Origin of the sequence: Fictibacillus sp. 23RED33 (assembly GCF_015903925.1) — a bacterium.
Classification (GTDB): Bacteria; Bacillota; Bacilli; order Bacillales; family Fictibacillaceae; genus Fictibacillus; species Fictibacillus phosphorivorans.
On sequence record NZ_JACZDX010000005.1, the window covers coordinates 126,000 to 149,850 of the forward strand.

A 23,851-nucleotide genomic window follows, 5' to 3' on the forward strand; every position below is an offset into this window, starting at 1 on the left:
TACCAAAGAAATGCTCACAGTCCAGGACATTTCCTCCCTTTTTGGCGGAATCATTATCTACTTTTCTCCATCTTCGTTTTTGACACTATTCCATTCATCTTTTTCATTATATATGAAAAAATTCTATAATTGCAACGCTATGTCACAAATTACATGCGATTTCGCTGCAATTCATACAAAAGGATACCTGTTGCTACAGAAACGTTCAGAGACTCAGCACTGCCGAAGATCGGGATCTTCACATTCAATGTTGATTCCTGCTGAAGGATCTCCTGCACACCTGCGCCTTCATTGCCCATGATTAAGGCAAAGCCATCCACTTCAGCCAATTCTCGCATATCTACAGCGTTTTGAAGGGAAGTAGATAATACCGGTAAATCATGTTCCTTACATTGCTCAATTATCTCCAGAAGGTTCGCTTTCACGATCGGTAGATGAAACAACGATCCTTGTGTTGATCGAACGGTTTTACCATTATAAAGATCCGCTGTACCTTCACCTAAGAATACACCATCGAGGCCCGCGCTATCAGCTGTTCGAATAATAGTACCAAGATTTCCAGGGTCTTGAACACCGTCGATTAAAAGGTAGCGTCCTCCGTTTTTAATGAGTTCTTCAGATTGATCCATCATTTCACAAACGGCAATGATCCCTTGAGGTTTTTCCGTTTCAGAAAGCTGTTTCATTAATTTCGCCGTAACAGACCATAGGCTGAATTTTTCCTTTAACCACGTCTCGTTGATTTCAAAATTTTCTTCAACGATCACATGTTGAAGTTTTGCACCAGACGCGATTGCTTCTTCTATAAGATGTGGACCTTCAAGTAAAAAGGTCCCGGATTTTTCACGTTCCTTTTTGGTATGAAGTTTTTTCCATTGCTTCAAGGAAGCGTTGGATTCTGATTCAATGTGCTTCATTTTCAAGTGTTCTCCTTTAAATCATAAATATTTTACTTTTTTCTCATAAAACATACTCAAATCGTACACAATAAAAAAAGAAAAAATTAATAGAGGTGCATATCCATGAATCTAGACTTAAGAAAAGCTGTATTGCATAACGTTACTGGCAATAATAAAGAGCAGTTACAAGATACGATCGTAGATGCTATCGAGAGTGGAGAAGAAAAAATGCTTCCTGGTCTTGGTGTTCTTTTTGAAGTAATCTGGAAAAACTCTGATCAGCAAAAGAAGGAAGAAATTTTAAACACCCTTTCAGACGGCTTGAAGTAAAACCCGGATTCCCGGGTTTTTTTGTTTAATGTTAATTATTTTATTAATAGCCAGTATCTTGACGTTCATGATTTACTCTATTCTTTGCAAAGTAAGCTTCTTCGATCTCTTCAAAAGAAAAGCCGAACTTCACACCGAGCCCTAAAAATGTGTCAAAAAACGATTGGAATTCTTCGTTTAATAAAGATTTAGACCCCGATTGATATAGAGTTAAAAATAAAGTATTGATATCTATCTTGTCCATTTTCTCGCCAAGATCAACCTCAGTGGTTATCTCTACCTCTTTAAAGCCCAAATCTAATCCTATTGATAAGACAAAATGTAGTCCGTCTACATATTCTTCTAAAATTACTTCTTTTTCAGAAGCAGGACGTTTACTCCAATATTTAAAGCATCTTGTTTCATTCGCTAGTTCACCTAGCTCAACAAGAAATGCTAATCTTCTTTGTTCAAATAATGATGAGTTATCAAGTTTATGTTCTTTTACTATGCGCATATTTAATTCGTTCTGCATCGAAAAGAGTTCTTTAATTTTCATGGTCCATCCCTGCCTTTCATACCTAAGCTATTATAACGTTAACTAGCCCTACATTCGAGGATGAATTTTTAGTTGTTCTTAATACAAAGGATTCCATATTGAGAAAGGCCTGTTAAGATTGGTGCTTTGATTTTATTAAATAACTTCATTTGCAAGTTGGTTGGAGCGGAAGGTGAGTGCCAACTACTTGAGATACTTCTTGTAAGGCATGCGACGAGGAAAATTTTCTACTAAGCATTAACGTGTAGGCGCAGGAGCAAGAAAACTCTTAAGAGTACAAATGTGGCTCACCGTTCGCCCCGAAGCGAGCAACATGGAGTGGAAATCAACCACTCAAAGAGCTCCATCTTATGCAAAAAAATTTCTAATAAAAAAGCACACCTTATGCAGGCATGCGTTGTTTTTGCTGATCTTCTCTCTCTTCCTCAAAGAACTCACTCCATTTAATCACCCATTCTTTTCTTCTCAATAAATAAAACAATACAGATAACGCGACAATGATAGCTGCAGAAGTAACGAGCGAGAGAGAAAGTAATACCGATCCGAACGAAGAATAGAAAATAGCGATCGGAACGTTTGATATGATACTAGCTTTTGTATACTCTTTGAAATTTGACGAGATCTCGATCAAGCATAGACTCAACAGATGAAAATGCATAAAGGGTATCATTTTTAAAATAGCAATCTGACCTACCGAGAACGGCATTCGTTTACCAATCCACTTTTTCTGCAGTTTTTTTACTTTTTTCATAAGCTTCGGCATACTTTTCATTCCCCAGTAAAAAAGAACACTCGAGAGCGTGATCCCTATGACTGAATAGAATGCGCCGGCAACTGCACCAAACAAGATTCCTCCTGTAAGACAGATCAGCCCTACCGGTAGAAAGAAGAACTGTCGAAACGCTTGAAGAAGAATGAACAATAAAGGGGCAAAGATTCCACTGAACTTGAGCACCTCGATGAACACACTACTATTGTCTAACACGCACTCATCCCCCCTTTAAGTCAGCATATGACAGAAGACGAGCTCTATATGACAGAATGTTCGTATGCATAAACCATACTTCTTTTTGACACCTTAAAGATAGATTGTTTGCTTACATAGTTCTTAGTTTTTTAGGAGGAGTCCATCATGGATACAGTTGTACTCGCGAGAGCATTCTTTGGAACATCGCTAGGTTTTCATATTATTTTTGCAACCCTTGGTGTTGGTCTTCCTTTGATGATCGTCATCGCAGAAATCATACATCAAGTTAAAGGTGACAACGATTACGCTATTATGGCTAAGCGTTGGACAAAGGCGTTTGCCGTTTTATTGGGTGTTGCCATTCCATCAGGAACGATTGTCGGTGTTCAATTATCATTGCTCTGGCCTGGATTTATGGAAATTGTAGGAAAGGTTATTTCCCTTCCCTTTCAGATCGAGATCTTCGCTTTCTTCTTAGAAGCCTTATTCATGTCTATTTACGTATATGCGGCTGACAGGTTACCGAGATATTTCCGGTTGATCTCAGTATTCTTTGTTGCACTTGGAGCTGTTGCGTCAGCCATCTTAATTTCAGCCGTTAATACGTGGATGAATACACCGGATGGATTTAAGATCAAACCAGATGGGACGATCTATGATGTCTCCCCTTGGGATGCTTTCTTCAATCCTAGCTTTCTATCCTCTTCCTTTCATGTTGCCATAACCGCTTATATGACCGGCGCTTTTGCCGTTGCTTCTGTAGCAGCATTTAAACTTTTAAAGAAGCGACCTGAACGTGAACGATCTTATCACTTGAAAGGGTTGTTCATGTCTCTTACCGTCGCTCTTTTGATGAGCTTTGTCTCTGCGGTTTCTGGGCATCATTCCGCCCAAATTTTGCATCAGCATTCTCCTGAAAAACTAGCTGCTGCAGAAGGTCTGTTTGAGACTCAAAGATATGCACCACTCGCAATAGGTGGTTATACAGATCCTAAGACTGAGGAAGTGAAGTACGGGATCGAGATACCTTGGGCTCTTAGCTGGCTTGCTGCCGGCAAGTTTGATACAGAAGTGAAAGGACTGTACGAATTTCCTCGGGAAACATGGCCACCTTTTTATGTACACACGCTCTTTAACTTAATGGTCGGGATCGGAACACTTTTATTAGGTCTTGCAGCAGTGGCTTTAGCCTACTGGTGGTTCTTCGTAAAAAGAAGAGGAAAACCTTTTCCAAAGTGGCTGTTATGGTCTCTTGTTTTATCCGGACCACTTTCTATGCTCGGCATTGAGTTCGGGTGGGTTTTCAGCTGTAGCGGAAGACAACCATGGACCATCTATCGCGTTCAGACGACAGCGGAAGCTGCGACTAAGAATGAAGACCTTGGCGTGCTCTTCCTGTTATTTTTAGGTCTATATGCGCTACTCAGCGTGTTAACCGTTTTAATTTTAACAGCTTATTTCAAACGAAACCCTGTTTCAAAAGATATGGAAAAACTTCAGAGTTAGAAAGGAGGAATGAAGGATGAGCGAAGAAGTTTTAGCGATTCTGATGATGTGGACCTTTATCTTTATCTATAGCATTTTCGGTTCAATCGATTTTGGTGCTGGATTCTGGGCGATGATTTATAACAATCATAAGACGATGGCTGGAAGAATAGCGAATCGTTTCTTGTCTCCCACTTGGGAAATCACAAACACGTTCTTAGTTCTTTTAGTGGTTGCGTTCGTTGGTTTCTTTCCAAAGGGCGCGTACACTCTCGGAACGGTCATGCTCGTTCCAGTTTCTTTGATTCTCTTTTTACTCGCTATCCGAAGTGCATTTATGGTGTTCTCGTATTCCGTTCAAGGATATCGCAGAACGATGTTTATCATCTCGGGTATCTCTGGCCTGCTTATTCCATCCTTGCTAATAGCCGTTCTTCCTATTTCACAAGGGGGATTCATCGCTGTTGATGGTGATACTCAGAGCCTACTTCTATCAAAACTTCTCACAAGTCCAACCCTCTATTTGTATGTGCTTTTCGGGCTTACATCTGAGTTGTATCTTTCTTCGTTGTTTTTAGCAGATTACGCAAGAGTCTCGAAAAAAGAAGATGCCTATAGGTTATATCGGAGCAATGCGATTCTGTTAGGACCACTTACGCTACTCGCCGCTCTGTTCACTTTGTTATTTATAACACCAGAATCTCGATGGCTCATCGATAATTTAATGGATCACAAGATCTGGTTTATTCTTTCTTTGATCGCCTTTCTTATTGCATACGCTTCTCTTTGGTGGCCAAAACAAAACCGCCCAGGAATTGGACGGCCGCGTCTTACACTATTAGCAACTGTTTTACAATACGGTCTTGCAAGTGTGGGTTATGGATTAGCTCATCTGCCTTATATCGTATATCCTGATTTAACCATCTATGAGGCATTTACCGCACCAGAAACGTTTTATTCCTTAATGATTATGTATATCGTTGGTCTTGCCATCTTAGCACCAGGTTTCTATATTTTCTGGAGATTGTTCTTAAAAGACAAACGATACCTGCAACAGGAATAGTTTCTATATGAACCAGCCTGCTAAAACCGTTATAAACATACTTAAAAGAGGCAGCCCGTAACGAAATGAAGGATGTTTAGTCTTATGACGCAACTTCTTCATAGCAAGCCACATACCGGGTGCTCCACCAATAATAGCAATTAGCCAAAGTCTCGCTTCAGGGGTGCGCCATTCGCCTTTTTTGGCAGATAATTTGTCTCTTTTCATAACATAATAGGCGGCTACGTTTAAAATGATTAAATATATGATTAACACCTTGTTGTTTCCCTTCAGAATGAAAAAAGATCATCTCCATCAAATGAGGAAATGATCTTTTCTTTTTTTACTTAAGCTTTTAGGCTGTCTTTTGCTTTTGAAGCTAATTCAGCGAAAGCTTTTTCGTCTGTGATAGCAATTTCAGAAAGCATCTTACGGTTGATGTCGATACCCGCAAGTTTAAGACCGTGCATTAAACGGCTGTAAGAAAGACCGTTTGTACGAGCAGCAGCATTGATACGAGTGATCCAAAGTTTACGGAAATCACGCTTCTTTTGACGACGGTCACGGTAAGCGTACATAAGTGATTTGAATACTTGTTGTTGTGCTACTTTAAATAATTTATGTTTGGAACCGAAATAGCCTTTAGCTAGTTTAAGAACTTTCTTACGACGACGACGTGTTACATAGCCACCTTTTACTCTTGGCATATTAAAAACCTCCTATTTTTAAATCGATTGATGAACGATTAACGTTTTTTGTAAGTTAACAATGTGCGGATACGCTTGTAGTCACCGCTGTGAACAAGTTTCGCTTTACGAAGCTTACGCTTAGCTTTAGTTGACTTGTTAGCAAACAAGTGACTAGTATAAGCGCGAGCACGCTTTAATTTACCTGATCCAGTTTTTCTAAAGCGCTTCGCAGCACCTTTATGAGTTTTCATTTTAGGCATAATGGTTATCCTCCCTGGTAAAAATTATTTTTCGGCTTTAGGCGCAAGGATAAGGAACATGCTACGACCTTCCATCTTCGGTTTCGTTTCAACCGTAGAAAGATCTTCACATTCTTTCGCTAACTTTTCCAATACCGTTTTTCCGATTTGAGAATGAGTGATTGCACGTCCACGGAAACGAATACTTGCTTTTACTTTGTCACCTTTTTCAAGGAACTTACGTGCATTTCTAAGCTTTGTATTAAAGTCGTTTTCCTCAATCGTTGGACTTAGACGAATCTCTTTAGTCGTAATGACCTTTTGATTTTTTCGTGCTTCACGATCTTTACGTTGTTGCTCGTATTTAAACTTACCGTAGTCCATGATACGACATACTGGCGGTTTAGCAGTTGCAGCAACGAGTACAAGGTCAAGATTTGCGTTTGTAGCAAGATCCAAAGCTTCTTGTCTAGATTTAATGCCAAGCTGGCTTCCATCAGGACCGATTAAGCGAACCTCACGAGCACGAATACCTTCATTGACAGACATGTCCTTACTAATAGTAAGTCACCTCCAAATTTTTTCAGTGAGTGTTTTAAAACACTCGACTTGTTATTTCTGCAAATAAAAAAAGCGTCGGCGCAACGATCACCCACACATAGTAAACCGGCTATGTACACTTTGACATGCCTGAATATCCATCTACCCATCAACAGCCTTTATTAGCGTCGAGTCAGGTGAGAAGCGGGTGCTTCTGCTTGTTTGATGCTTTTGCTTATTTTATTAACCTTACATACTATAACACATTGGAGATATGCGTGTCAAACAACGAATGTAATAACAGCAACGAAATTAATTTTACTTCGTTTACGAAAGGAATGCAAGAGTTTTTTTATTCGCCTTTTATGTTTTGTTGTTTTACTGTCCACTCTTGAATAATTACTGTCCACTTTCAGTAATATACTGTCCACATTGAGCATTTTACTGTCCACTTTTCATTTCCCTATAAAAAAAGACGGCCAATTCAACATTGGCCGCTCTCTTTATAACCTTATCTCTTTTCGTTAATTTGAGCTAAAATCTTATCTCGGAAATCTTCATAAGAAACTGTCTCTGACTTTTGCTCACCATATTTACGAACGTTAACTGCATTGTCTTCGATCTCTTTATCACCTAGAACTAGCATGTAAGGGATCTTTTTCATCTGAGCTTCACGGATCTTATAGCCCATCTTTTCATTTCTAGTATCGATTTCAACACGAACAGCATGTTTCTTCAGATCTTCTTGTAGCTTATACGCATACTCATTATGAACATCAGATACAGGAATTAGTTTCACTTGAACAGGTGCTAACCAAGTTGGGAACGCTCCGGCAAAGTGCTCAACCAAGATCCCTAGGAAACGATCGATCGAACCATAGATCGCACGGTGGATAACGACCGGACGAACCTTTTGATTGTTTTCATCTACATACGTTAGATCGAACTTTTCTGGCATTTGGAAGTCTAACTGAATTGTTGCACACTGATGACTTCTCTTCAGAGCATCTTTAATATGGAAGTCAATTTTAGGACCGTAGAACGCTCCATCTCCCTCGTTCAGGTGATAGTTCATTCCAAGATCTTCTAGAACGTTTTTCAATGCGCCTTCAGCTTGTTCCCATAAACGGTCATCACCCATAGAATCCTCTGGACGAGTTGAAAGTTCTACGGAATATTCAAATCCAAACGTGCTGTAGATTTTATCAACTAACTTAAATACGTTCTTGATCTCACTTTCGATCTGCTGTGGTGTTACAAAGATATGCGCATCATCTTGGCAGAACGTACGAACACGGATCATACCGTTTAGTGCACCACTATATTCGTGACGGTGTACTTGACCGAACTCAGCCATACGTACTGGAAGATCTCTGTATGAATGTAGTTTGTTCTTAAAGATCAGCATGTGACCTGGACAGTTCATCGGTTTCATCGCAAACTTTGTATCGTCCACTTCAGAGAAGTACATGTTTTCATGATAATGATCCCAGTGGCCCGATTGTTCCCATAGACGCTGATTCATCATAAATGGAGTACGCACTTCATCGTAATCCACTTGGCGTTGAAGTTCGCGAGAGAAATTCTCAAGCTCAGTACGAATTGTTTGACCGTTAGGAAGATAGAACGGCATTCCCGGTGCTTCTTCTGAGAACATGAATAACTCTAGTTCTTTTCCTAGTTTACGGTGATCACGTTTTTGAGCTTCCTCAATAAAGTGAAGATACTCATCAAGATCTTTTTGGCTTAAGAACGCTGAACCATAAATACGTTGAAGCATTTGGTTATCGCTGTCTCCACGCCAGTATGCACCAGAAATGCTCATTAATTTATAAGCTTTGATTTTTCCTGTTGAAGGAACGTGCGGCCCTCGGCAAAGGTCAAAGAATTCACCTTGCTCATAAATCGTAATCTTTTCACCCTCTGGAAGGTCACGAATCAGCTCCAGCTTTAAGTGATCATTCAATTTTTCGTAAATCTCGAGAGCTTCTTCACGACTAACTTCTTTACGTACGATCGGAAGGTTTTCATTTACGATCTTCTTCATTTCTTTTTCGATCGCAGGCAGATCTTCTGGTGTTAAGTTATGAGACATATCTACATCATAGTAGAAGCCGTTATCGATAACTGGTCCAATCCCTAATTTCACGTCTGGGTAAAGACGCTTAAGTGCTTGAGCTAGTAGATGGGCATTCGAGTGTCTTGTCATTTCAAGACCTTCTTTAGAATCCTGCATTACGATCTCGATCGATGCATCTTCTTCGATAGGACGTGAAAAATCAAATAATTGTCCGTTTACTTTCCCTGCAACTGCTTTTTTCTTCAAACTAGGGCTGATACTCTCTGCTACTTGTTCAGAAGTAACGCCTTTAGGAAATTCCTTGACTGATCCGTCAGGGAACTTAATTGAAATTGACGACATGTAAAACATCTCCTTTTTAGTTTGGGTTCTTCTCTGATTGAAAACAAAAAACACCCGTCCCTATAGAAGGGACGAGTGATTATCTCGTGGTTCCACCCTTGTTCCGACAACTTTTAACAAGCCAATCGGCACTCGGACAGTATAACGGACTGCGGCCGTCAGCGATTACTATAAATTTTCACCGCTGAAGTTCCAAGGTGGTAAAGCACTTTTCCGTGTTAGGAAGCTTTCAGCCTAGACTTCCCTCTCTATGAACCGTAAAAATATGCTTCGTGTCCTTATCAATACAGATTGAATGATAAAATTATACACCTATTATATGCAGTCGTTTTTCAAAAAGCAAGAGGACTCTGTAAGTTTATGACTTTTTTTTACGATAAGACCGATGTTCTCTGTAGGACATCCTCTCAATTGGTGTAATCGTAACCTTTTCCTGAAAGATGTTCTTCACAGTATGAAGCAATGGATGATCGATATCATAAGCATAAATCCTAGCGGAATTTGGAGAGATTCCAACTAACGGACCTAAAAGTCTTTCATCTAGATTCGTTACATTTGTTAGCCGTAGTGCCTTTTCATGGAACATCATCAATTCAGTATGAGTTAATTGGTTTTGATGTTCATCAAAAAGAAGAATCTGCTCTTGTTCAAAAATAATTACGATGTCTGCTGAAGTAAATGTTCTTTGTTTCGTTAAGCACGTTCTTAATTGCTCTACGAACATTTGGTACTCTAGTTCTAGCTTGTACTCATCGATAGCACATTCAACAATCTTCAACAAAGTTGCTAAATACTCTTTCAGCCTGAATTTAATAAATGATTCAAACTCTAAAAAATCTGTCTTTGCCTCGAGAATCGATTTCCATTGACTTCGGATCAGTTCATTTAAGTCTGGCAGATGTTTGACATCAGGTATACCTTCAATCTCTCCGAGTATGATGCTTTTTGTGATAGATAAGATCTCTTTTTGTTCTGCTGAATCGGTGTAACAAAATGCTTGTTCGATCATTTCCTTCAAACAAATATCCTCTACTTTATTTCGAGTAAATTCCGTTAACACATCCAATATGAACGTTTTCCTCTGATGTATGTGCAGTTCAAGAATTTTTGAAGAAGCTTCAGATAATTTGGCAAAGGAAGGGTTTATTCTATGCTCAGCTGCCATTCTGATCATTTTCTTCAAAACAGCTATACCATCTGATGGGTGTGAAAAAGCAATCGCGACCAAATAAGTCCCCCCCATATAAAATCCTCAATAATACACTATATGGGACGAGGTCCTAAAACATGTTACTTACAAAAGAAAAAACAACCCTTTGGGTAGGGTTGTTTAATCGTAAACAAATTTCCGTTCGATCTTGGACAGGACGAATGCCATTCCAAGTGTCAAGATCAGATACATCAATGCTGCTGTCATATAGGGTTCCCATGGCCGGTAGTATTCGCCCATCATAGCCCTGGCGTAATACATCAATTCAGGGGTTGCAATAATGGAAACAAGAGATGAATCTTTAATCAGTACAATAAATTCATTACCAAGCGGAGGAATCATCCTTCTTGATGCTTGCGGCAGTATAACATGTTTCATCGCTTGCACATGATTCATCCCTAAAGAACGTGCAGCTTCCATCTGTCCTTTATCAATCGATTGAATACCTGCTCTGAAGATTTCTGCAATATATGCTGCAGCATTCAGGGACAGAGCGAGAACACTCGATACAAACACATTAGGCGGCTTCATAAAAATCGGCATTAGTGCTGAATGAATCAAAAGAATCTGAACTAATAATGGAGTTCCTCTAAAAAAACTAATATACCAAACGCAAGGAAGACTTATGTAAGACTGTTTCATCATCTTTCCGAGTCCAATAAATAATCCTAGAATGGTGCCAAAAAGTATGGCTAACAATGAAAGCTGGATTGTAATCCATGTCCCTTTTAAGAACAATGGCATATACTCCCCAATAATCTGTAAAGAGAATTGCATGTAGACCTCCTAGGTTAGTTTATTGTTTAAGTACATCTACATTCGGCTCTTCACCAAACCATTTTTTATAGATCTCAGCGTATTCGCCATCATCAATCACCTTTTTCAAAGCTTTGTTGACCTCATCTTGATGTTCACCGTCTTTAGGGAAGATGATTCCGTAAAATTCGCTTTCAAAACTATCTTTATCACTAATCGTCACTAGTTTTTTATCAGGATTATTCTTTTCATACTCCTGAACAACTGCATTATCTGCTACAACCGCTTCTACTTCCCCGTTCAATAATGCTTGGATTGCCAGCGTATTGTTATCAAACTTTTTGATGTTCTCATTTTTTCCGAACATTTTTTCTAAAGCTTCTTGACCAGTTGTCCCATTTTGAACACTCACTTTCTTTCCTTCGAGGTCTTTTGCACTCTTAATAGATGTTCCTTCTTTTGCTAGAATCATATTTACTGATTCGAAGTACGGTGAAGAAAAATCATACGTCTTTTTTCTTTTATCATTAATCGTGATGGCAGAAATACCTGCAGCTACTTCTTTGTTTTTTAAAGCAATAAACAGAGGCTCCCATCCTGTGTTCTTGATTTCATATTCTAATCCCGCTTCTTTCATAACAGCATCAAGCAAATCTACATCAAATCCAACAATCTTTTCCCCATCCAAGGATTCAAAAGGGGCGTAGGCCGCATCTGTTCCAACCGTTAACTTATCTCCGGAACCAGACGAGCAAGCTACAAGAAACGCAGCAGATAAACCTATTAGTCCCATTTTAAATTTTCGTTTCATTTCCATTCTTTTATTTCCCCCTTTGTTCTAAATATTCTTATATTATACACAAAATTTTAAATATAAGGAAAATTAAGATAATTATTTTTAATACGAAAGTCACTCATTACCATTGGGATATAAAACAAAAGCCCAGTCTTGTAGTCATTTGTGTCATCTAAATTCGGCTTGTGCCTCTTATGACAATCATAAAAGCTAAATCATCCATCCAAACGAACGAAAAAAGCACTCGACATAAATATGCCAAGTGCTTCACTGTTAATTTTGCATAACAAAATCTTTTTCAGCTTTTTCTTCATCTTCAAACACACGAAGTGTTTCATATTTTGTATTTCGTTGAGCAGGAATCTTACCTGCTTCACGAATCAATCGAAGTGTTAAATTCGTGTTTACCTTGTGAGTCGTTCCAGCTGCTGAAACAACGTTCTCTTCCATCATCGTGCTGCCAAAGTCATTGCAGCCATAGTGGAGAGATTTTTTACCAACTTCTGGCCCCATCGTAACCCATGAAGATTGGAAGTTAGGAATGTTATCTAGGAAGATTCGAGAGATCGCAACATTTTTGAGATATTCTCTCGGCGTTGTCTTTTCAGCCTTCATATTCGTGTTATCTGGCTGGAATGTCCAAGAGATGAAAGCCAAGAAACAATCCGTCTCGTCTTGTGCATCACGAACACGCTGTAAATGAAGGGCACGTTCTTCGAATGTTTCTCCAAATCCAATGACCATCGTAGCAGTAGAATGCAATCCAACTTTTTTAGCTGTTTTCATACAGTCAATCCACTCTGTCCACGAGCCTTTAAGTTTGCTAATCTTCTTACGAGTGCGGTCATCTAAAATTTCTGCTCCCCCACCTGGAAGAGAATCAAGTCCAGCTTCTTTCAGTTCTCTGAGCACTTCCTCTAGAGACAGACCAGATACTTCAACCATCTTCCATACTTCTGCTGGAGAAAATGAATGCATCGTGATATCAAAGCGCTTTTTGATCTCTCTTAATAAGTCCGTATAGTAACTGAATGGCAAGTTAGGATTTGTTCCACCTTGCATTAGAATTTCTGTACCGCCTACATCAACTGTCTCTTGAATCTTTTGGAAGATCACATCATCATCCAACACATAACCTTCACTGCTTCCTGGCGCTCTATAGAACGCGCAGAATCTGCAATATGTATCACAAAAATTTGTATAGTTTACGTTACGGCCAATTACGAATGAGGTGATCGGTTCAGGATGCCACCTTTTCATAATAATATCCGCAACTTCTCCCATGCGTTCTACTTCATCACTTTCATAAAGTTTAACGGCATCTTCTACCGATAAACGTTCGCCATCTAAAGCTTTTTGTAAAATAGATTCTATACTCATCGGTAACCTCCGAATACAATGTCTTAAGATCTTGTCTGTTCTTATCCTATCATATTTTAGTATAAGAGACAGCTTTGGGTTTTCAAGAAAAAAGCTTCTGCCCTTTAAAAGAGCAGAAACTATATTAATAATCTTCTCTGAAATTTTTATTTCCGCCCATAAAAATCGGAGTACTTAAGTGTTTGATACGCTCCATGATCCTGAGAGCCTTCAGTTCATCGAGTCCGCCTTTTTGGGAATACGATAAGTGCTGCTGCAACATATCATAATCACAGTTAGACGTATAGAGAGTAGGTAGTTTTTCCATCATTCGATATTGAAGGATAACCCCAATAATCTCATCCCTGACCCAATTCGTCATATTTTCAGCTCCAAGATCATCAAGCATAAGTACTGGAACGGTCTTTAAGAGTTCCATCTTAGAGTCAAATGTTCCGTCAGAGAGTGAAGATTTCATTTCACGAAGAAATTCTGGTGTATGAATGATCAAAGAGTGAACGCCTTTTTCTGCTAAACCATTCGCGATGGCACCGAGAAGATACGTTTTACCAACGCCAAACTTCCCATAAAAGTAGATCCCTTTTGCTTGCTGACCCGAGCCTGCCATCTGGACAAATTCATAAGCCTTCGAGATCGCATTACGTCTTGTATCATCAATACTATGTTTGTACAAACGATCAAATCTCGCTTCTAGTATCTCTTTCGGTATAAAGTAACTCTTTATCAATGAAGTCATAGATTTCTTTTGCTCATCAATAATCTTTAATTCACAAGGTTTGTATCTAAGTTCTACAGTATGTCTAACTTTTGTTAGTTCAGAACGATACCCTTGCATGAGATTCGGACAGTTATCTAAACCTGGACAATTGCGGCAAGCATTCTGTTCGTTCTTAAAGGTGTAAAAACTGGACAATAATTTTTCCGCATGGACATCTGATATGTCAGGATTCTCTCTTAGAAAACGCATGACTCCTGGGTCTGTAAGCACTTCTTGTTTCATTCGCTCAAATCTTTCTTGAAACTTATCAAAACCCGGCATATTCTTAACAGATTCCTTAATAGATTCCATATTATCCCCCCTTATTTCGAACTATTTAACAAGCTTTCAAGCCACTTACGATTCTCGTCCTCTGTAGCATCAGTGTTTGAATGATCGGTTTGACTAGTGGCCACTTTATCCTGTTTAAGCCAGTCAGGAACAGTTACGTTACTCTTTTTATTACCCTTATTGTAAGAACCTGAATTTACTTTCTTTTCTTGCCATTCTTTATATTTTCGTTTTTCATCGCGTGCCAACGCCATTGCTTCTGTTACCGTTTGTGCTTTTTTTCGAGCCCAATGTGAAGCGATCCGTTCGATCAACCCTTTTGCAAGCTTCATATCATTCTCAGATAAGACATAATCTAAAAGAACATTCGTAACCCCTGGTGTTAAATTCTGATCGATCATACAGTAAGCAACAAGCTTCAAATCTACTTCTGAAGGAGTTGTACCTGAATAATCTTCTAACAAACGATAAGGTGACACTTCTTCAAAGTATTTGATAAGTTCTTCTTCTTTTGTTTGAGGTTGCATGCCATGAAGTGCCTTTAATGGAACCGGCTGCGTTTTTAATGCTAGAACTGGTAGACCTTCTTCATGTTCAAATCGATACCATTTTTGAATTTCTTTCCTTAAGCTCTCTGCAGAAATTTCTCCTGTGGAATAATATACGTTTTGAATCTGCTTACTCATATCCATCGGCTGTAACTGATAGATGTATGCCAGCTTATAGATGGCTTCCTTTAGTTTTGGAGTGAGCACCTCTTTAGGTACGATAAATGATGAGATCTGATTCACCATCGCTTCAAAATCAAAGGTAGATTCACTTAGTACAACTTTCCCATGAATGTCTTTTTCCTGTAAAGAGACATCTTTTGGAAGAACATTTTCGTTAATCTCAGCATAACTCTTTGATGACATTTCAGATGGATGCAAAGAAGTAAACACATCACTGAAAGAAGCGGTCACATCTCTATAATCTGACACATCCGTTTGAGAGATATAAAAAGATTCTCTAACTTCATTAAACTTCGCTTTTCCCAATCGATTAAAGAGATATATACTTAAAAAGCCATCTGTAAAAAAAGCATTCGGCGAAAGCGGGAGTTGAAGCTCATAAATGTACTCCCTGGAGCTATCACCGTCTTTTTTGAACGTCTTCAAAAGACCGATCGCTTCTAGCTTCTTTCTTCCCGATAAAATATCTTTTAACGAGAACTGAGTCACGTTCATGAGGTGCTGATGTTTTTGTGTCTGCCGATCCATATTTACTTCGCACCACAATGTCATGTATAAACTATGTGCAAATGCGCCAACCAACGGCTGATATAGCATGGTAAGAACTTTATGATCTATTTCATGCAACATACCCTTGCACTGGACGGAATACGTATCAACGGGCACAACTTCTTGAAAATGTACCGTCATCGTTTTCACCCTTTGTTAAAAAGTCTTAAAAGTAATGTGGCCGACGGATTTTAGTATCGTCAGCCAGAGTACTTTGTTCATATAATTTATTCTGAAAAGCAGAATACGGAGTTAGATTGGAATAAAAAGAGCGTTACAGCAGTCTAAGATACGCTTTAACGCTCCTCCTTGTTAATTAGTTCTTTCAATTCCTGTATAAAAACATTAATATCTTTAAATTGACGGTATACAGAGGCAAATCTTACATATGCAACCTCATCTGTTTTAGACAGATGCTCCATCACCTGTTCACCAACAGCTGTACTCGAAACTTCAGATGCACCTGAGTTCCGCAATTCTTTTTCGATACTATCTACTATATTTTCAAGTGTTTCCAAGGGGACTGGCCTTTTTTCGCAAGCTTTAATAAGCCCTCTAAGGATCTTTTCACGGCTGAACTCTTCTCGTTCCCCGCCTTTTTTAACAATGATAAGCGGTGTTTGTTCTACCGTTTCAAATGTAGTAAATCTATAGCTGCAAGATTCACATTCCCTTCTGCGGCGAATGGATCTTCCGCTATGTACAGGTCTTGAATCAAGCACTTTTGTTCCGTTGTGCTGGCAAGTAGGACACCTCATTGTAATCATCCCCAAAAAATTTTCTGTTCTCTATCTATCTTAAAGAAAAGGGAGGAATGTGACAAGCTATTCCTACAATTTTTCAGCCATTGACGTCCCAACAAACGTTAGTTTTTCTTTTAAGATTTCATAAATATTTACAATAAGTCTTTGATTGTTGCCAAAATTGAAAGGAAGAGCAGATTCTGTTGATACGTTTAAATCTACAGCAGTTCGATTCGCTTTAACTGTTACTACACTAATAACGACAAACGCACTCTTAGGCTGTCTAACTTCAAACGTTATCTCTCCCCTTTCTTCTGAAAAACCTAGCTCATGGAAATTCATGTCTTCATCTAAAATCTGTTTGATCACTTTCATTACTTCAGGTTTATTAGCTTTAAAATAATGGGTTCTAAGTCTTTCGTCCACATGCTGTTCACTCGTTTCTGCATGATTTTCCATTAGATTTTGAAGTTTTCTAAACATAGTAGTCCTCCAAAGCAATATAATTTGTATCCTATTATTCCCTATAATGAGTGAAATAAAAAAGAGGTGTGATTTCTCACACCTCACGTACATTCTGTTTTTAAATTATTGAGCAGTAACTTTTGATTTGGCAACAGAAATTGGACCCATTCCACGAGGAACTTCCAAGTTTTCGCGCTTTTTAGCGCCAAGTGCCTCCGAAATGTAATCAGCAGCTACGTTAGGATCGATTCGATCTCCACACGTATATACATCAATACTTGCATAACCATGCTCAGGAAAACTGTGAATAGTTAGATGAGATTCAGAAATAATAACAACTCCACTTACACCATGTGGAGCAAATTTATGAAAAGCAACCTCACGAATTTCTGCACCTGCTTTCAATGCAGCGTCAACGAATGTCTCTTCAATAAATTTCATGTCATTTAGTTTTTCAGAATCACAACCCCATAACTCAGCAATTACGTGTCTTCCCATTGTATCCATTAGCATAGTCCCCCTTTTAAAAATAATCATGCCTTCAAGCATGCGGTATCGAACATCTACCACGGGGGCAAGTTAGTCCAAAGAGGTCCTAACCCTTTAAGTAGCATTCAATGCCTTTGTTTGCTTTATTTGAAGTTCACGAATCATAGTATACTTCTTTTAAAATTTATTTGCAATAACTATGGGCAAATTTTTTTGCGTCAATTTTATATTGTTTTTTAAGGATAAGGATCAATTGAAACATACTAGTTCGTTTAAACGTAGAAAAGAGCTGGTGTGATATCCAGCTCTCACTCATTTATTTATTTTAACTGACTGTTTTTATGATACTGACACATTTTTTTCTTGTACCGGCATATTCAAAGCAACACTTACATGTTTCGCAAGATCTACTACTCGGCATGAATAACCCCATTCATTGTCATACCAAGCAAGGACCTTTACTTTATTACCGTCCATCACCATAGTTGATAAGCCGTCAATGATTGAAGAGTTTTCATTTCCATTATAATCAATCGATACTAGCGGCAGATCGCTGTACCCTAAGATTCCACGCATTGATCCTTCAGATGCCGATTGTAGAGCATGATTGACTTGGTCTTTAGATACAGGAGTCTTTAACTCCACAACAACGTCAACCAATGAAACGTTAGGTGTTGGAACGCGTAGTGCCATACCATTCAGTTTGCCTTCTAAGTGAGGCAAGACTTTTGCAATAGCTTTTGCAGCACCTGTAGAAGTTGGAATAATAGAAGTGCCACATGCACGTGCACGTCTTAAGTCTTTATGTGGGTTATCAATATTTTTCTGGTCATTCGTATATGCATGTACAGTCGTCATCATTCCGGACTGTACCCCGAACTGATCATCAAGCACTTTAATCACAGGGGCTAAACAGTTCGTCGTGCACGATGCATTAGATATAATATGGTGTTTCGAAGAAATGTAATCGCTATCATTTACTCCCATAACAATTGTAATGTCTTCATCTTTCCCTGGAGCAGTGATAATTACTTTCTTTGCACCTGCTTCAATATGAAGACCAGCAGATTCTTGTGAAACAAATTTCCCAGTTGCTTCTATAACAATATCAACACCTAACGTTCCCCAAGGAAGTTCACGAGGATCGCGAGAGTTAACTAATTGAACTTTTTTTCCATCAACAAAAAGGGCATCTTCTCCAGCAACAACTTCTCCCGGGTACGTCCCATGTATAGAATCGTACTTAACCATATGAGCAAGAGTCTCTGCAGGATAGCTGGCATTAACAGCTACAACCTCAAATTCATCGTTCTCCATCATTTTGCGGAAGACCATTCTTCCGATTCTCCCCAAGCCATTAATTGCAATTTTTGCTTTCATGAAGCTGCTCCTTCCAATGTGTTATACTCTTTCTTGTATCTATCTGTAATTAGTATATCATATTAACGCTTGAAAAGAACATACTTTTATTTAATTTAGGCTGAAAAAGGGCTTATATAGATAAAAACAGACCTGAAATGGTTATCAGGTCTGTTTTTTTGTTTGTTTTAGCAAGGAAAGAACATCATTTTCTAATGCAGAAAGAGATCCATTATTGTTGATTACTACATCTGCTAATTCCTTTTTTGCTGTGATCGGCATCTGGGAATGGATTCTAGACTTCGCTTGCTTCTCAGAAAAATGATCACGATTTATCAATCTTTGAAGTTGTATTTCGGGCGTTGCATATACTAACCACGTTTGATCTACCATATGTGTAAGCTTACTCTCAAATAAAAGTGGTATATCCATAACCACTATAGACTCTCCTGAACGTAGATAATCATCTGCTTGCTGTCTCATTTCCTTTCTAACAGCAGGATGAACAATCTCGTTCAGCATCGTCCTCTTTTCAGTATCGTTAAAAATAATCTCTCCTAATCCTGCTCTGTTTATTGTCTTGTCATCATTTAGTATCTGTTCACCAAAGCAGGCAACGATCTTCTCATACGCTTCTTTCTCTGGCATAACAACTTCTCTAGAAATGATATCAGCATCGACTACAGGAATTCCTTGACCTCTGATGATGTTACTGACTGTTGATTTTCCCGTTGCAATGCCTCCAGTTAATCCAATAATCACAAGTTATCCTCCAGTGTTACATTTTTAATAATCCCATTACAATCAACAAAACGCCTGGCAGAATGGATAATCCCTTCATCCAGTTTGTTTTGTTAAAAAGATATAATCCTAAAACCATACCACCCCATAAGAATAAAGCGCTCATCACCGCAATTGTAATGGTTGTTAATGAAGGAGACAAGTCGATGAGTGCTGCACCTATTCCCGCTCCAAAGGCATCAAGCGATAATGCTATTCCAAGCAGTACAGCTTCTAAGCCCGTAATTGAACCAGACTTATCGATATCTGCCATAACTGGTTTTTTAAGTATGTGTATGACGATTCCCAACGACTTAATTTCAAAAAGCACAATGTTCTTAGGTTCTTTTTCCATGCACTCAACGTTTTCTTTCTCTGGTAAGAAAACCTGCCATAGAGAGTAGATTCCGATTCCGAGAAGAATCACGCCTCCCAATATCTCACCTGTTTTAGGTGAAATAAATTGTTCTAACGTAAATCCAAGCAACATCGAAAGTAAAAAGGTAACAGCTGAACAAATTGCGATGATCATAATGGAGCGAAAAGGAATTTTAATGGATTTCATTCCATACGTTAATCCGGCTCCAAAACTGTCCAGGCTGACGGCTAGTGCCAGTAATACAAATGAGTAAGCCACCATTGTTCCTGTACTCCTTTCAGTTAACGGTAAACGTAGTATATGAAAGGAGTACAGAAATGGTTTATTTTTGACAAGTCTTACAGATGTGAGTTCCTCTACCCGCTACAACTAATCGTTCGATCTCAGTACCACACACACGGCATGCTTCATTTTTTCTGCCATAAACAAATAATTTCAGCTGAAAACCGCCTGTCTCACCCACTGCGTTCGTATAGGAACGGATTGAGCTTCCTCCGTGCTTCACAGACTCAGAAAGGATTTCAGTAATCGCTGTTTTCAACTTCTTTAACCGAGGTAGAGTTAGAGAATTAGCTGGTGTCTCTGGATGGATTCCTGCCTGAAACAGTACTTCATCTACATAAATGTTGCCTAAACCAGCCAGAAGAGTCTGATCAAGCAATACCGATTTTATGTTACGTTTCCGATTAGCAAACAGCTTTTTTAGTAGAGCGGCTGTTAAGGAATCCGAAAGTGGTTCTACACCTAAAGTTTTTAACGGAGCATGACTTTCCTCTGTTCCTTTTGGATACAGATGCATCGTCCCAAATTTTCTCACATCTCGATATCTTAGTTCAGTTCCATCAGAAAACTGAAAAATAACGTGAGTATGCTTATCAGCTGGCTCATCGCTTTGATTCAAGCCATATTTCCCTTCCATCCTAAGGTGAGACACCAATACATCTTCATCAAGATGAAATATTATAAATTTCCCTCTTCGATACGCATTTTGAAAGGTTTGACCTTTCAACTTCAAGATGAATTCTTCAGTACCTGGATGTTTAATAATATTTTCCCAGTATATTTTTACATCTGTAATCATTTTTCCTGGTAGGAATTGATTCAGTGTGTTTTTAACATTTTCGACTTCTGGTAACTCAGGCATCCTTTCACCAACCTTATTAGAAAAACAGCACCCTGGATCTATAGGATGCTGTTTCTTTATTATTTTGCTTCGAACCAGGAATCTCCCCAGTTCACATCTACTTTTAAAGGTACATCAAGTTCTACTGCTGATTCCATTACTTCACAAACGATTTCTTCAAGTTTTTGCAGCTCATTTTCTGGTACTTCAAAAATAAGTTCATCATGTACAGTGAGCAGCATTTTAGCTTCAAGTTTCTCGTCAGTTAACCGCTGATCCATATCAACCATCGCTTTTTTAATGATATCTGCAGCAGTTCCTTGAATCGGCGTATTCATAGCTGTTCTCTCCGCGAAACTACGCAGGTTAAAGTTTCTGCTATTAATTTCGGGCAGATAACGTCGTCTATGAAGCAGAGTTGAAACAAAACCATTATGTTTTGCCTCAGAAACGCTGTCCTTCATGTACTGCTGGACACCAGGAAAACTATCTAAATAGGACGCTATAAATTCTCCAGCTTCTTTCCTCGTGATACCTAGGCTTTGTGATAGGCCATAATCACTAATTCCGTATACAATACCAAAGTTAACGGCTTTAGCGTGTCTTCTCATTTCAGATGTAACTTCACTCTCTTCCACATGAAAAACATCCATGGCCGTTTTCGTGTGAACATCCATCTCCAACTTAAAAGCTTCCATCAAGTTTTCATCCTGAGAGATATGAGCCAATACGCGCAGTTCGATCTGTGAATAATCAGCGGCAAGAATCTTCCAGCCAGGCTGTGATGCAACGAAGGCATGTCTGATTTTTCTTCCTGCTTCTAAACGAATAGGGATGTTTTGAAGATTAGGATCGATAGAACTCAGTCTTCCTGTTTGAGCAAGTACCTGATTGAAGCGTGTATGAATCTTACCCGTATCTTCTTTAACTACTTTTAACAGACCTTCAATATAAGTAGACCTTAACTTACCAAGTTGACGATAGATAAGAATCTTGTTAATGATCTCATGCTTGCCTTCTAATTTCTCTAATACATCAACAGAAGTCGAGTAACCTGTCTTAGTTTTCTTAACAGGCGGCAGGTTCAACTTCTCAAATAATATTTCTCCTAGTTGTTTAGGCGAGTTAATATTGAAGGATACTCCAGCTAGTTCGTGAATGTCTTTTTCAAGTGTTGTTAACTGTATATCTAAGTCAGCACCCATTTTTTGAAGTGTGTCTGATTTTACTTTAACGCCGAACTCTTCCATCTTAGCTAAAACGAGAGCTAATGGCATCTCTAACTGATAGAACAGATCACTCTGTTCATTTTCTTTTAACTTCTCATCCAAAAGGTCGCTCAATTGAAAGACAGTATGAGCTTTTCTACAGAGGTGCTCAGCGAGGACAGCTTCATCTTCTGGCAGTTTCTTCTTAGCACCTTTACCGTATACAGCTTCGTTTACGTCTACATTAGACTTGCCATACTGCTTCGCAACATCTGCTACTTCATCTAACGATTCAGAAGGATTTAGCAGATATGAAGCGAGTTGAATATCAAAATCGATTCCGTTCAACACGATTCCTTGCCCATGTAAGGCAACATGAGCTCTCTTGGCATCAAACATTCTCTTCTTTTGATTGTCGTCTTGCAGCCATTCCTGAAATTCTTCTGATTGATCTGCAAGACTTGAAGGAATATAATATGTTCCAGCATCATTACTTACAGCGAAACCATGAATTTTAGCTTTATGATAATCTTCAGTAAGCGTTTCTACAATAAGGGATGAAGGGCTTTTTAGCATATCAGCCTCGATTTTGGTTACCGTTTTAAAGTTAAGCTCTTCTTTTTCTTCATCCTGAAGAATTTCTTCATCGCCACCCAATCGTTCGAGCAATGAATTAAATCCTAATTCTTTGAAAAGAGGAAAAACAGAAGACGTTTCATAACCCTCGTAATCCGTCTCATCTAGACCGATTTTAATAGGAGCTTCCTTCGTTATCGTAGCAAGCTCTTTACTAATAATGGCTTGTTCTTTGTTCTCTGTTAATCTCTCTTTAAGCTTAGCACCTGAGATTTCATCAATTGAATCTAGAACTTTTTCGATCGTTCCATATTGTTTGATCAATTTGATCGCAGTCTTTTCTCCGACCCCAGGTACTCCTGGAATATTGTCAGAAGGGTCTCCCATGAGCCCCTTCATATCAATGATTTGGTGCGGCGTAATTCCGTACCGCTCATTCACTTGTTCAACGGTATATGCCTCAACCTCAGTGATTCCTTTTCTTGTCAACACCACTTCAACATCAGGAGTAACAAGTTGAAGTAAGTCTTTATCACCGGTGAACACTTTTACATCCCAGTTCCCATCGGCAGCATAAGAAGCAAGTGTTCCAATAATGTCATCTGCTTCATAATTTTCAAGCTCATACCGTTTGATTTTAAATGCATCTAACAACTGTCTGATAAAAGGAAACTGCTCTGACAATTCGGGTGGCGTTTTCTGACGACCGCCTTTATATTCACCAAATGTCTTATGTCGGAATGTCGTTTTCCCTGCATCAAAAGCGACGAGGATATGAGTAGGCTTTTCATCTTCTAAAATTTTCAGAAGCATCTGAGTAAACCCGTATACTGCGTTTGTATAAATACCTTTATCGTTGTTTAAAAGTGGTAGAGCAAAAAAAGCTCTATATGCAATACTATTTCCATCAATAAGTACTAATTTGTTTGTTTTTGCCAAGTCCGTTACCTCCTGAGGACATTTCTTCTATCATCTATTGTATCACGATGACAACCAGAAACAAAAAAGTAGGAATAGAAGAGTTCTTGGCCATAAAAAAGGCGAGAATCCATGAAGGACTCTCGCTAAGGGGGTACTGAAAAAGGATAACTTAATCATAAGATGTAAC

General features: G+C 38.8%; 25 protein-coding genes and 3 other annotated features (1 of these 28 running past the window's edge). Of the genes, 3 read left to right on the forward strand and 22 right to left on the reverse strand.

Annotated elements, in window-relative coordinates; genetic code table 11:
* Window positions 1-83, reverse strand: a binding site (T-box leader) (it extends 139 nt beyond the left edge of the window).
* Between the two features lie 66 nt (window positions 84-149).
* The gene (locus IHV09_RS16535) at window positions 150-917 is read right to left on the reverse strand and encodes a TrmH family RNA methyltransferase (protein ID WP_197264983.1); all 768 of its coding nucleotides are present in this window, start codon (window positions 915-917) and stop codon (window positions 150-152) included.
* A 105-nt stretch (window positions 918-1,022) separates the two neighbouring features.
* Between IHV09_RS16535 and sspI the strand changes: the two genes are divergently transcribed.
* Entirely contained in the window at window positions 1,023-1,229 is a 207-nt protein-coding gene (sspI, locus tag IHV09_RS16540) for a small acid-soluble spore protein SspI (protein ID WP_066396708.1), read from the forward strand.
* Between the two features lie 43 nt (window positions 1,230-1,272).
* On the opposite strand, the gene IHV09_RS16545 is transcribed toward sspI, so the two are convergent.
* Window positions 1,273-1,767 carry a dUTP diphosphatase gene (locus IHV09_RS16545; protein ID WP_197264984.1) on the reverse strand — a complete coding sequence of 165 codons (495 nt, stop codon included), beginning with the start codon at window positions 1,765-1,767 and terminating at the stop codon, window positions 1,273-1,275.
* Between the two features lie 382 nt (window positions 1,768-2,149).
* Window positions 2,150-2,752 (reverse strand): TVP38/TMEM64 family protein, encoded by a 603-nt coding sequence (locus tag IHV09_RS16550; RefSeq protein WP_197189555.1) that lies wholly within the window; start codon window positions 2,750-2,752, stop codon window positions 2,150-2,152.
* A gap of 147 nt (window positions 2,753-2,899) precedes the next feature.
* Between IHV09_RS16550 and IHV09_RS16555 the strand changes: the two genes are divergently transcribed.
* Window positions 2,900-4,240, forward strand: coding sequence for a cytochrome ubiquinol oxidase subunit I (locus IHV09_RS16555; protein WP_197264985.1), 1,341 nt, complete (start codon window positions 2,900-2,902; stop codon window positions 4,238-4,240).
* 16 nt (window positions 4,241-4,256) lie between these two features.
* Window positions 4,257-5,282: a cytochrome d ubiquinol oxidase subunit II gene (locus IHV09_RS16560; protein WP_197131498.1), complete on the forward strand. Its 1,026-nt coding sequence runs from the start codon at window positions 4,257-4,259 to the stop codon at window positions 5,280-5,282.
* Between the two features lie 3 nt (window positions 5,283-5,285).
* Here the strand turns inward: IHV09_RS16560 and IHV09_RS16565 are convergent, their stop codons facing one another.
* The 19 genes from IHV09_RS16565 to polA form a co-directional block, all read right to left on the reverse strand.
* Window positions 5,286-5,537 (reverse strand): DUF1294 domain-containing protein, encoded by a 252-nt coding sequence (locus IHV09_RS16565; RefSeq protein WP_269148762.1) that lies wholly within the window; start codon window positions 5,535-5,537, stop codon window positions 5,286-5,288.
* Between the two features lie 71 nt (window positions 5,538-5,608).
* Entirely contained in the window at window positions 5,609-5,968 is a 360-nt protein-coding gene (gene rplT / locus IHV09_RS16570) for a 50S ribosomal protein L20 (RefSeq protein ID WP_066291543.1), read from the reverse strand.
* Window positions 5,969-6,006: 38 nt separating this feature from the next.
* Entirely contained in the window at window positions 6,007-6,210 is a 204-nt protein-coding gene (rpmI, locus tag IHV09_RS16575; protein ID WP_066243622.1) for a 50S ribosomal protein L35, read from the reverse strand.
* Between the two features lie 24 nt (window positions 6,211-6,234).
* Window positions 6,235-6,738 carry a translation initiation factor IF-3 gene (gene infC, locus IHV09_RS16580; RefSeq protein ID WP_066396718.1) on the reverse strand — a complete coding sequence of 168 codons (504 nt, stop codon included), beginning with the start codon at window positions 6,736-6,738 and terminating at the stop codon, window positions 6,235-6,237.
* A 72-nt stretch (window positions 6,739-6,810) separates the two neighbouring features.
* Window positions 6,811-6,955 (reverse strand) — a sequence feature (ribosomal protein L20 leader region).
* 285 nt (window positions 6,956-7,240) lie between these two features.
* Window positions 7,241-9,151, reverse strand: coding sequence for a threonine--tRNA ligase (gene thrS, locus IHV09_RS16585; protein WP_197131501.1), 1,911 nt, complete (start codon window positions 9,149-9,151; stop codon window positions 7,241-7,243).
* Window positions 9,152-9,215: 64 nt separating this feature from the next.
* Window positions 9,216-9,445 (reverse strand) — a binding site (T-box leader).
* Between the two features lie 64 nt (window positions 9,446-9,509).
* Window positions 9,510-10,379 (reverse strand): sporulation protein YtxC, encoded by an 870-nt coding sequence (gene ytxC, locus IHV09_RS16590; protein ID WP_197264986.1) that lies wholly within the window; start codon window positions 10,377-10,379, stop codon window positions 9,510-9,512.
* A 102-nt stretch (window positions 10,380-10,481) separates the two neighbouring features.
* Window positions 10,482-11,138 carry an amino acid ABC transporter permease gene (locus IHV09_RS16595; RefSeq protein WP_197189558.1) on the reverse strand — a complete coding sequence of 219 codons (657 nt, stop codon included), beginning with the start codon at window positions 11,136-11,138 and terminating at the stop codon, window positions 10,482-10,484.
* Window positions 11,139-11,157: 19 nt separating this feature from the next.
* Window positions 11,158-11,928, reverse strand: a complete 771-nt coding sequence (locus tag IHV09_RS16600) for a basic amino acid ABC transporter substrate-binding protein (protein WP_197190327.1) — start codon at window positions 11,926-11,928, stop codon at window positions 11,158-11,160.
* Between the two features lie 258 nt (window positions 11,929-12,186).
* The gene (gene mqnC / locus IHV09_RS16605; protein WP_197131506.1) at window positions 12,187-13,293 is read right to left on the reverse strand and encodes a cyclic dehypoxanthinyl futalosine synthase; all 1,107 of its coding nucleotides are present in this window, start codon (window positions 13,291-13,293) and stop codon (window positions 12,187-12,189) included.
* A 124-nt stretch (window positions 13,294-13,417) separates the two neighbouring features.
* Window positions 13,418-14,362, reverse strand: a complete 945-nt coding sequence (dnaI, locus tag IHV09_RS16610) for a primosomal protein DnaI (protein WP_197131508.1) — start codon at window positions 14,360-14,362, stop codon at window positions 13,418-13,420.
* An 11-nt stretch (window positions 14,363-14,373) separates the two neighbouring features.
* Window positions 14,374-15,762, reverse strand: a complete 1,389-nt coding sequence (locus IHV09_RS16615) for a replication initiation and membrane attachment family protein (protein ID WP_197264987.1) — start codon at window positions 15,760-15,762, stop codon at window positions 14,374-14,376.
* Between the two features lie 155 nt (window positions 15,763-15,917).
* Window positions 15,918-16,379 carry a transcriptional regulator NrdR gene (nrdR, locus tag IHV09_RS16620; RefSeq protein ID WP_066396742.1) on the reverse strand — a complete coding sequence of 154 codons (462 nt, stop codon included), beginning with the start codon at window positions 16,377-16,379 and terminating at the stop codon, window positions 15,918-15,920.
* Between the two features lie 72 nt (window positions 16,380-16,451).
* Window positions 16,452-16,847 (reverse strand): cytosolic protein, encoded by a 396-nt coding sequence (locus IHV09_RS16625; RefSeq protein ID WP_197189560.1) that lies wholly within the window; start codon window positions 16,845-16,847, stop codon window positions 16,452-16,454.
* A 105-nt stretch (window positions 16,848-16,952) separates the two neighbouring features.
* Complete coding sequence (gene speD / locus IHV09_RS16630) at window positions 16,953-17,336, reverse strand: adenosylmethionine decarboxylase (protein ID WP_066396744.1); 384 nt, start codon at window positions 17,334-17,336, stop codon at window positions 16,953-16,955.
* A gap of 321 nt (window positions 17,337-17,657) precedes the next feature.
* Entirely contained in the window at window positions 17,658-18,698 is a 1,041-nt protein-coding gene (locus tag IHV09_RS16635; RefSeq protein ID WP_197131514.1) for a glyceraldehyde-3-phosphate dehydrogenase, read from the reverse strand.
* Window positions 18,699-18,842: 144 nt separating this feature from the next.
* A complete protein-coding gene (coaE, locus tag IHV09_RS16640) occupies window positions 18,843-19,439 on the reverse strand; it encodes a dephospho-CoA kinase (RefSeq protein ID WP_197189561.1) in 597 nt (198 codons plus the stop codon).
* A 16-nt stretch (window positions 19,440-19,455) separates the two neighbouring features.
* The gene (ytaF, locus tag IHV09_RS16645; protein ID WP_197131520.1) at window positions 19,456-20,097 is read right to left on the reverse strand and encodes a sporulation membrane protein YtaF; all 642 of its coding nucleotides are present in this window, start codon (window positions 20,095-20,097) and stop codon (window positions 19,456-19,458) included.
* A 61-nt stretch (window positions 20,098-20,158) separates the two neighbouring features.
* On the reverse strand, window positions 20,159-20,980 hold the full coding sequence (gene mutM / locus IHV09_RS16650; protein WP_197189562.1) for a DNA-formamidopyrimidine glycosylase: 822 nt from the start codon (window positions 20,978-20,980) through the stop codon (window positions 20,159-20,161).
* A 59-nt stretch (window positions 20,981-21,039) separates the two neighbouring features.
* On the reverse strand, window positions 21,040-23,682 hold the full coding sequence (gene polA, locus IHV09_RS16655; RefSeq protein ID WP_197264988.1) for a DNA polymerase I: 2,643 nt from the start codon (window positions 23,680-23,682) through the stop codon (window positions 21,040-21,042).
* Window positions 23,683-23,851: the final 169 nt, after the last annotated feature.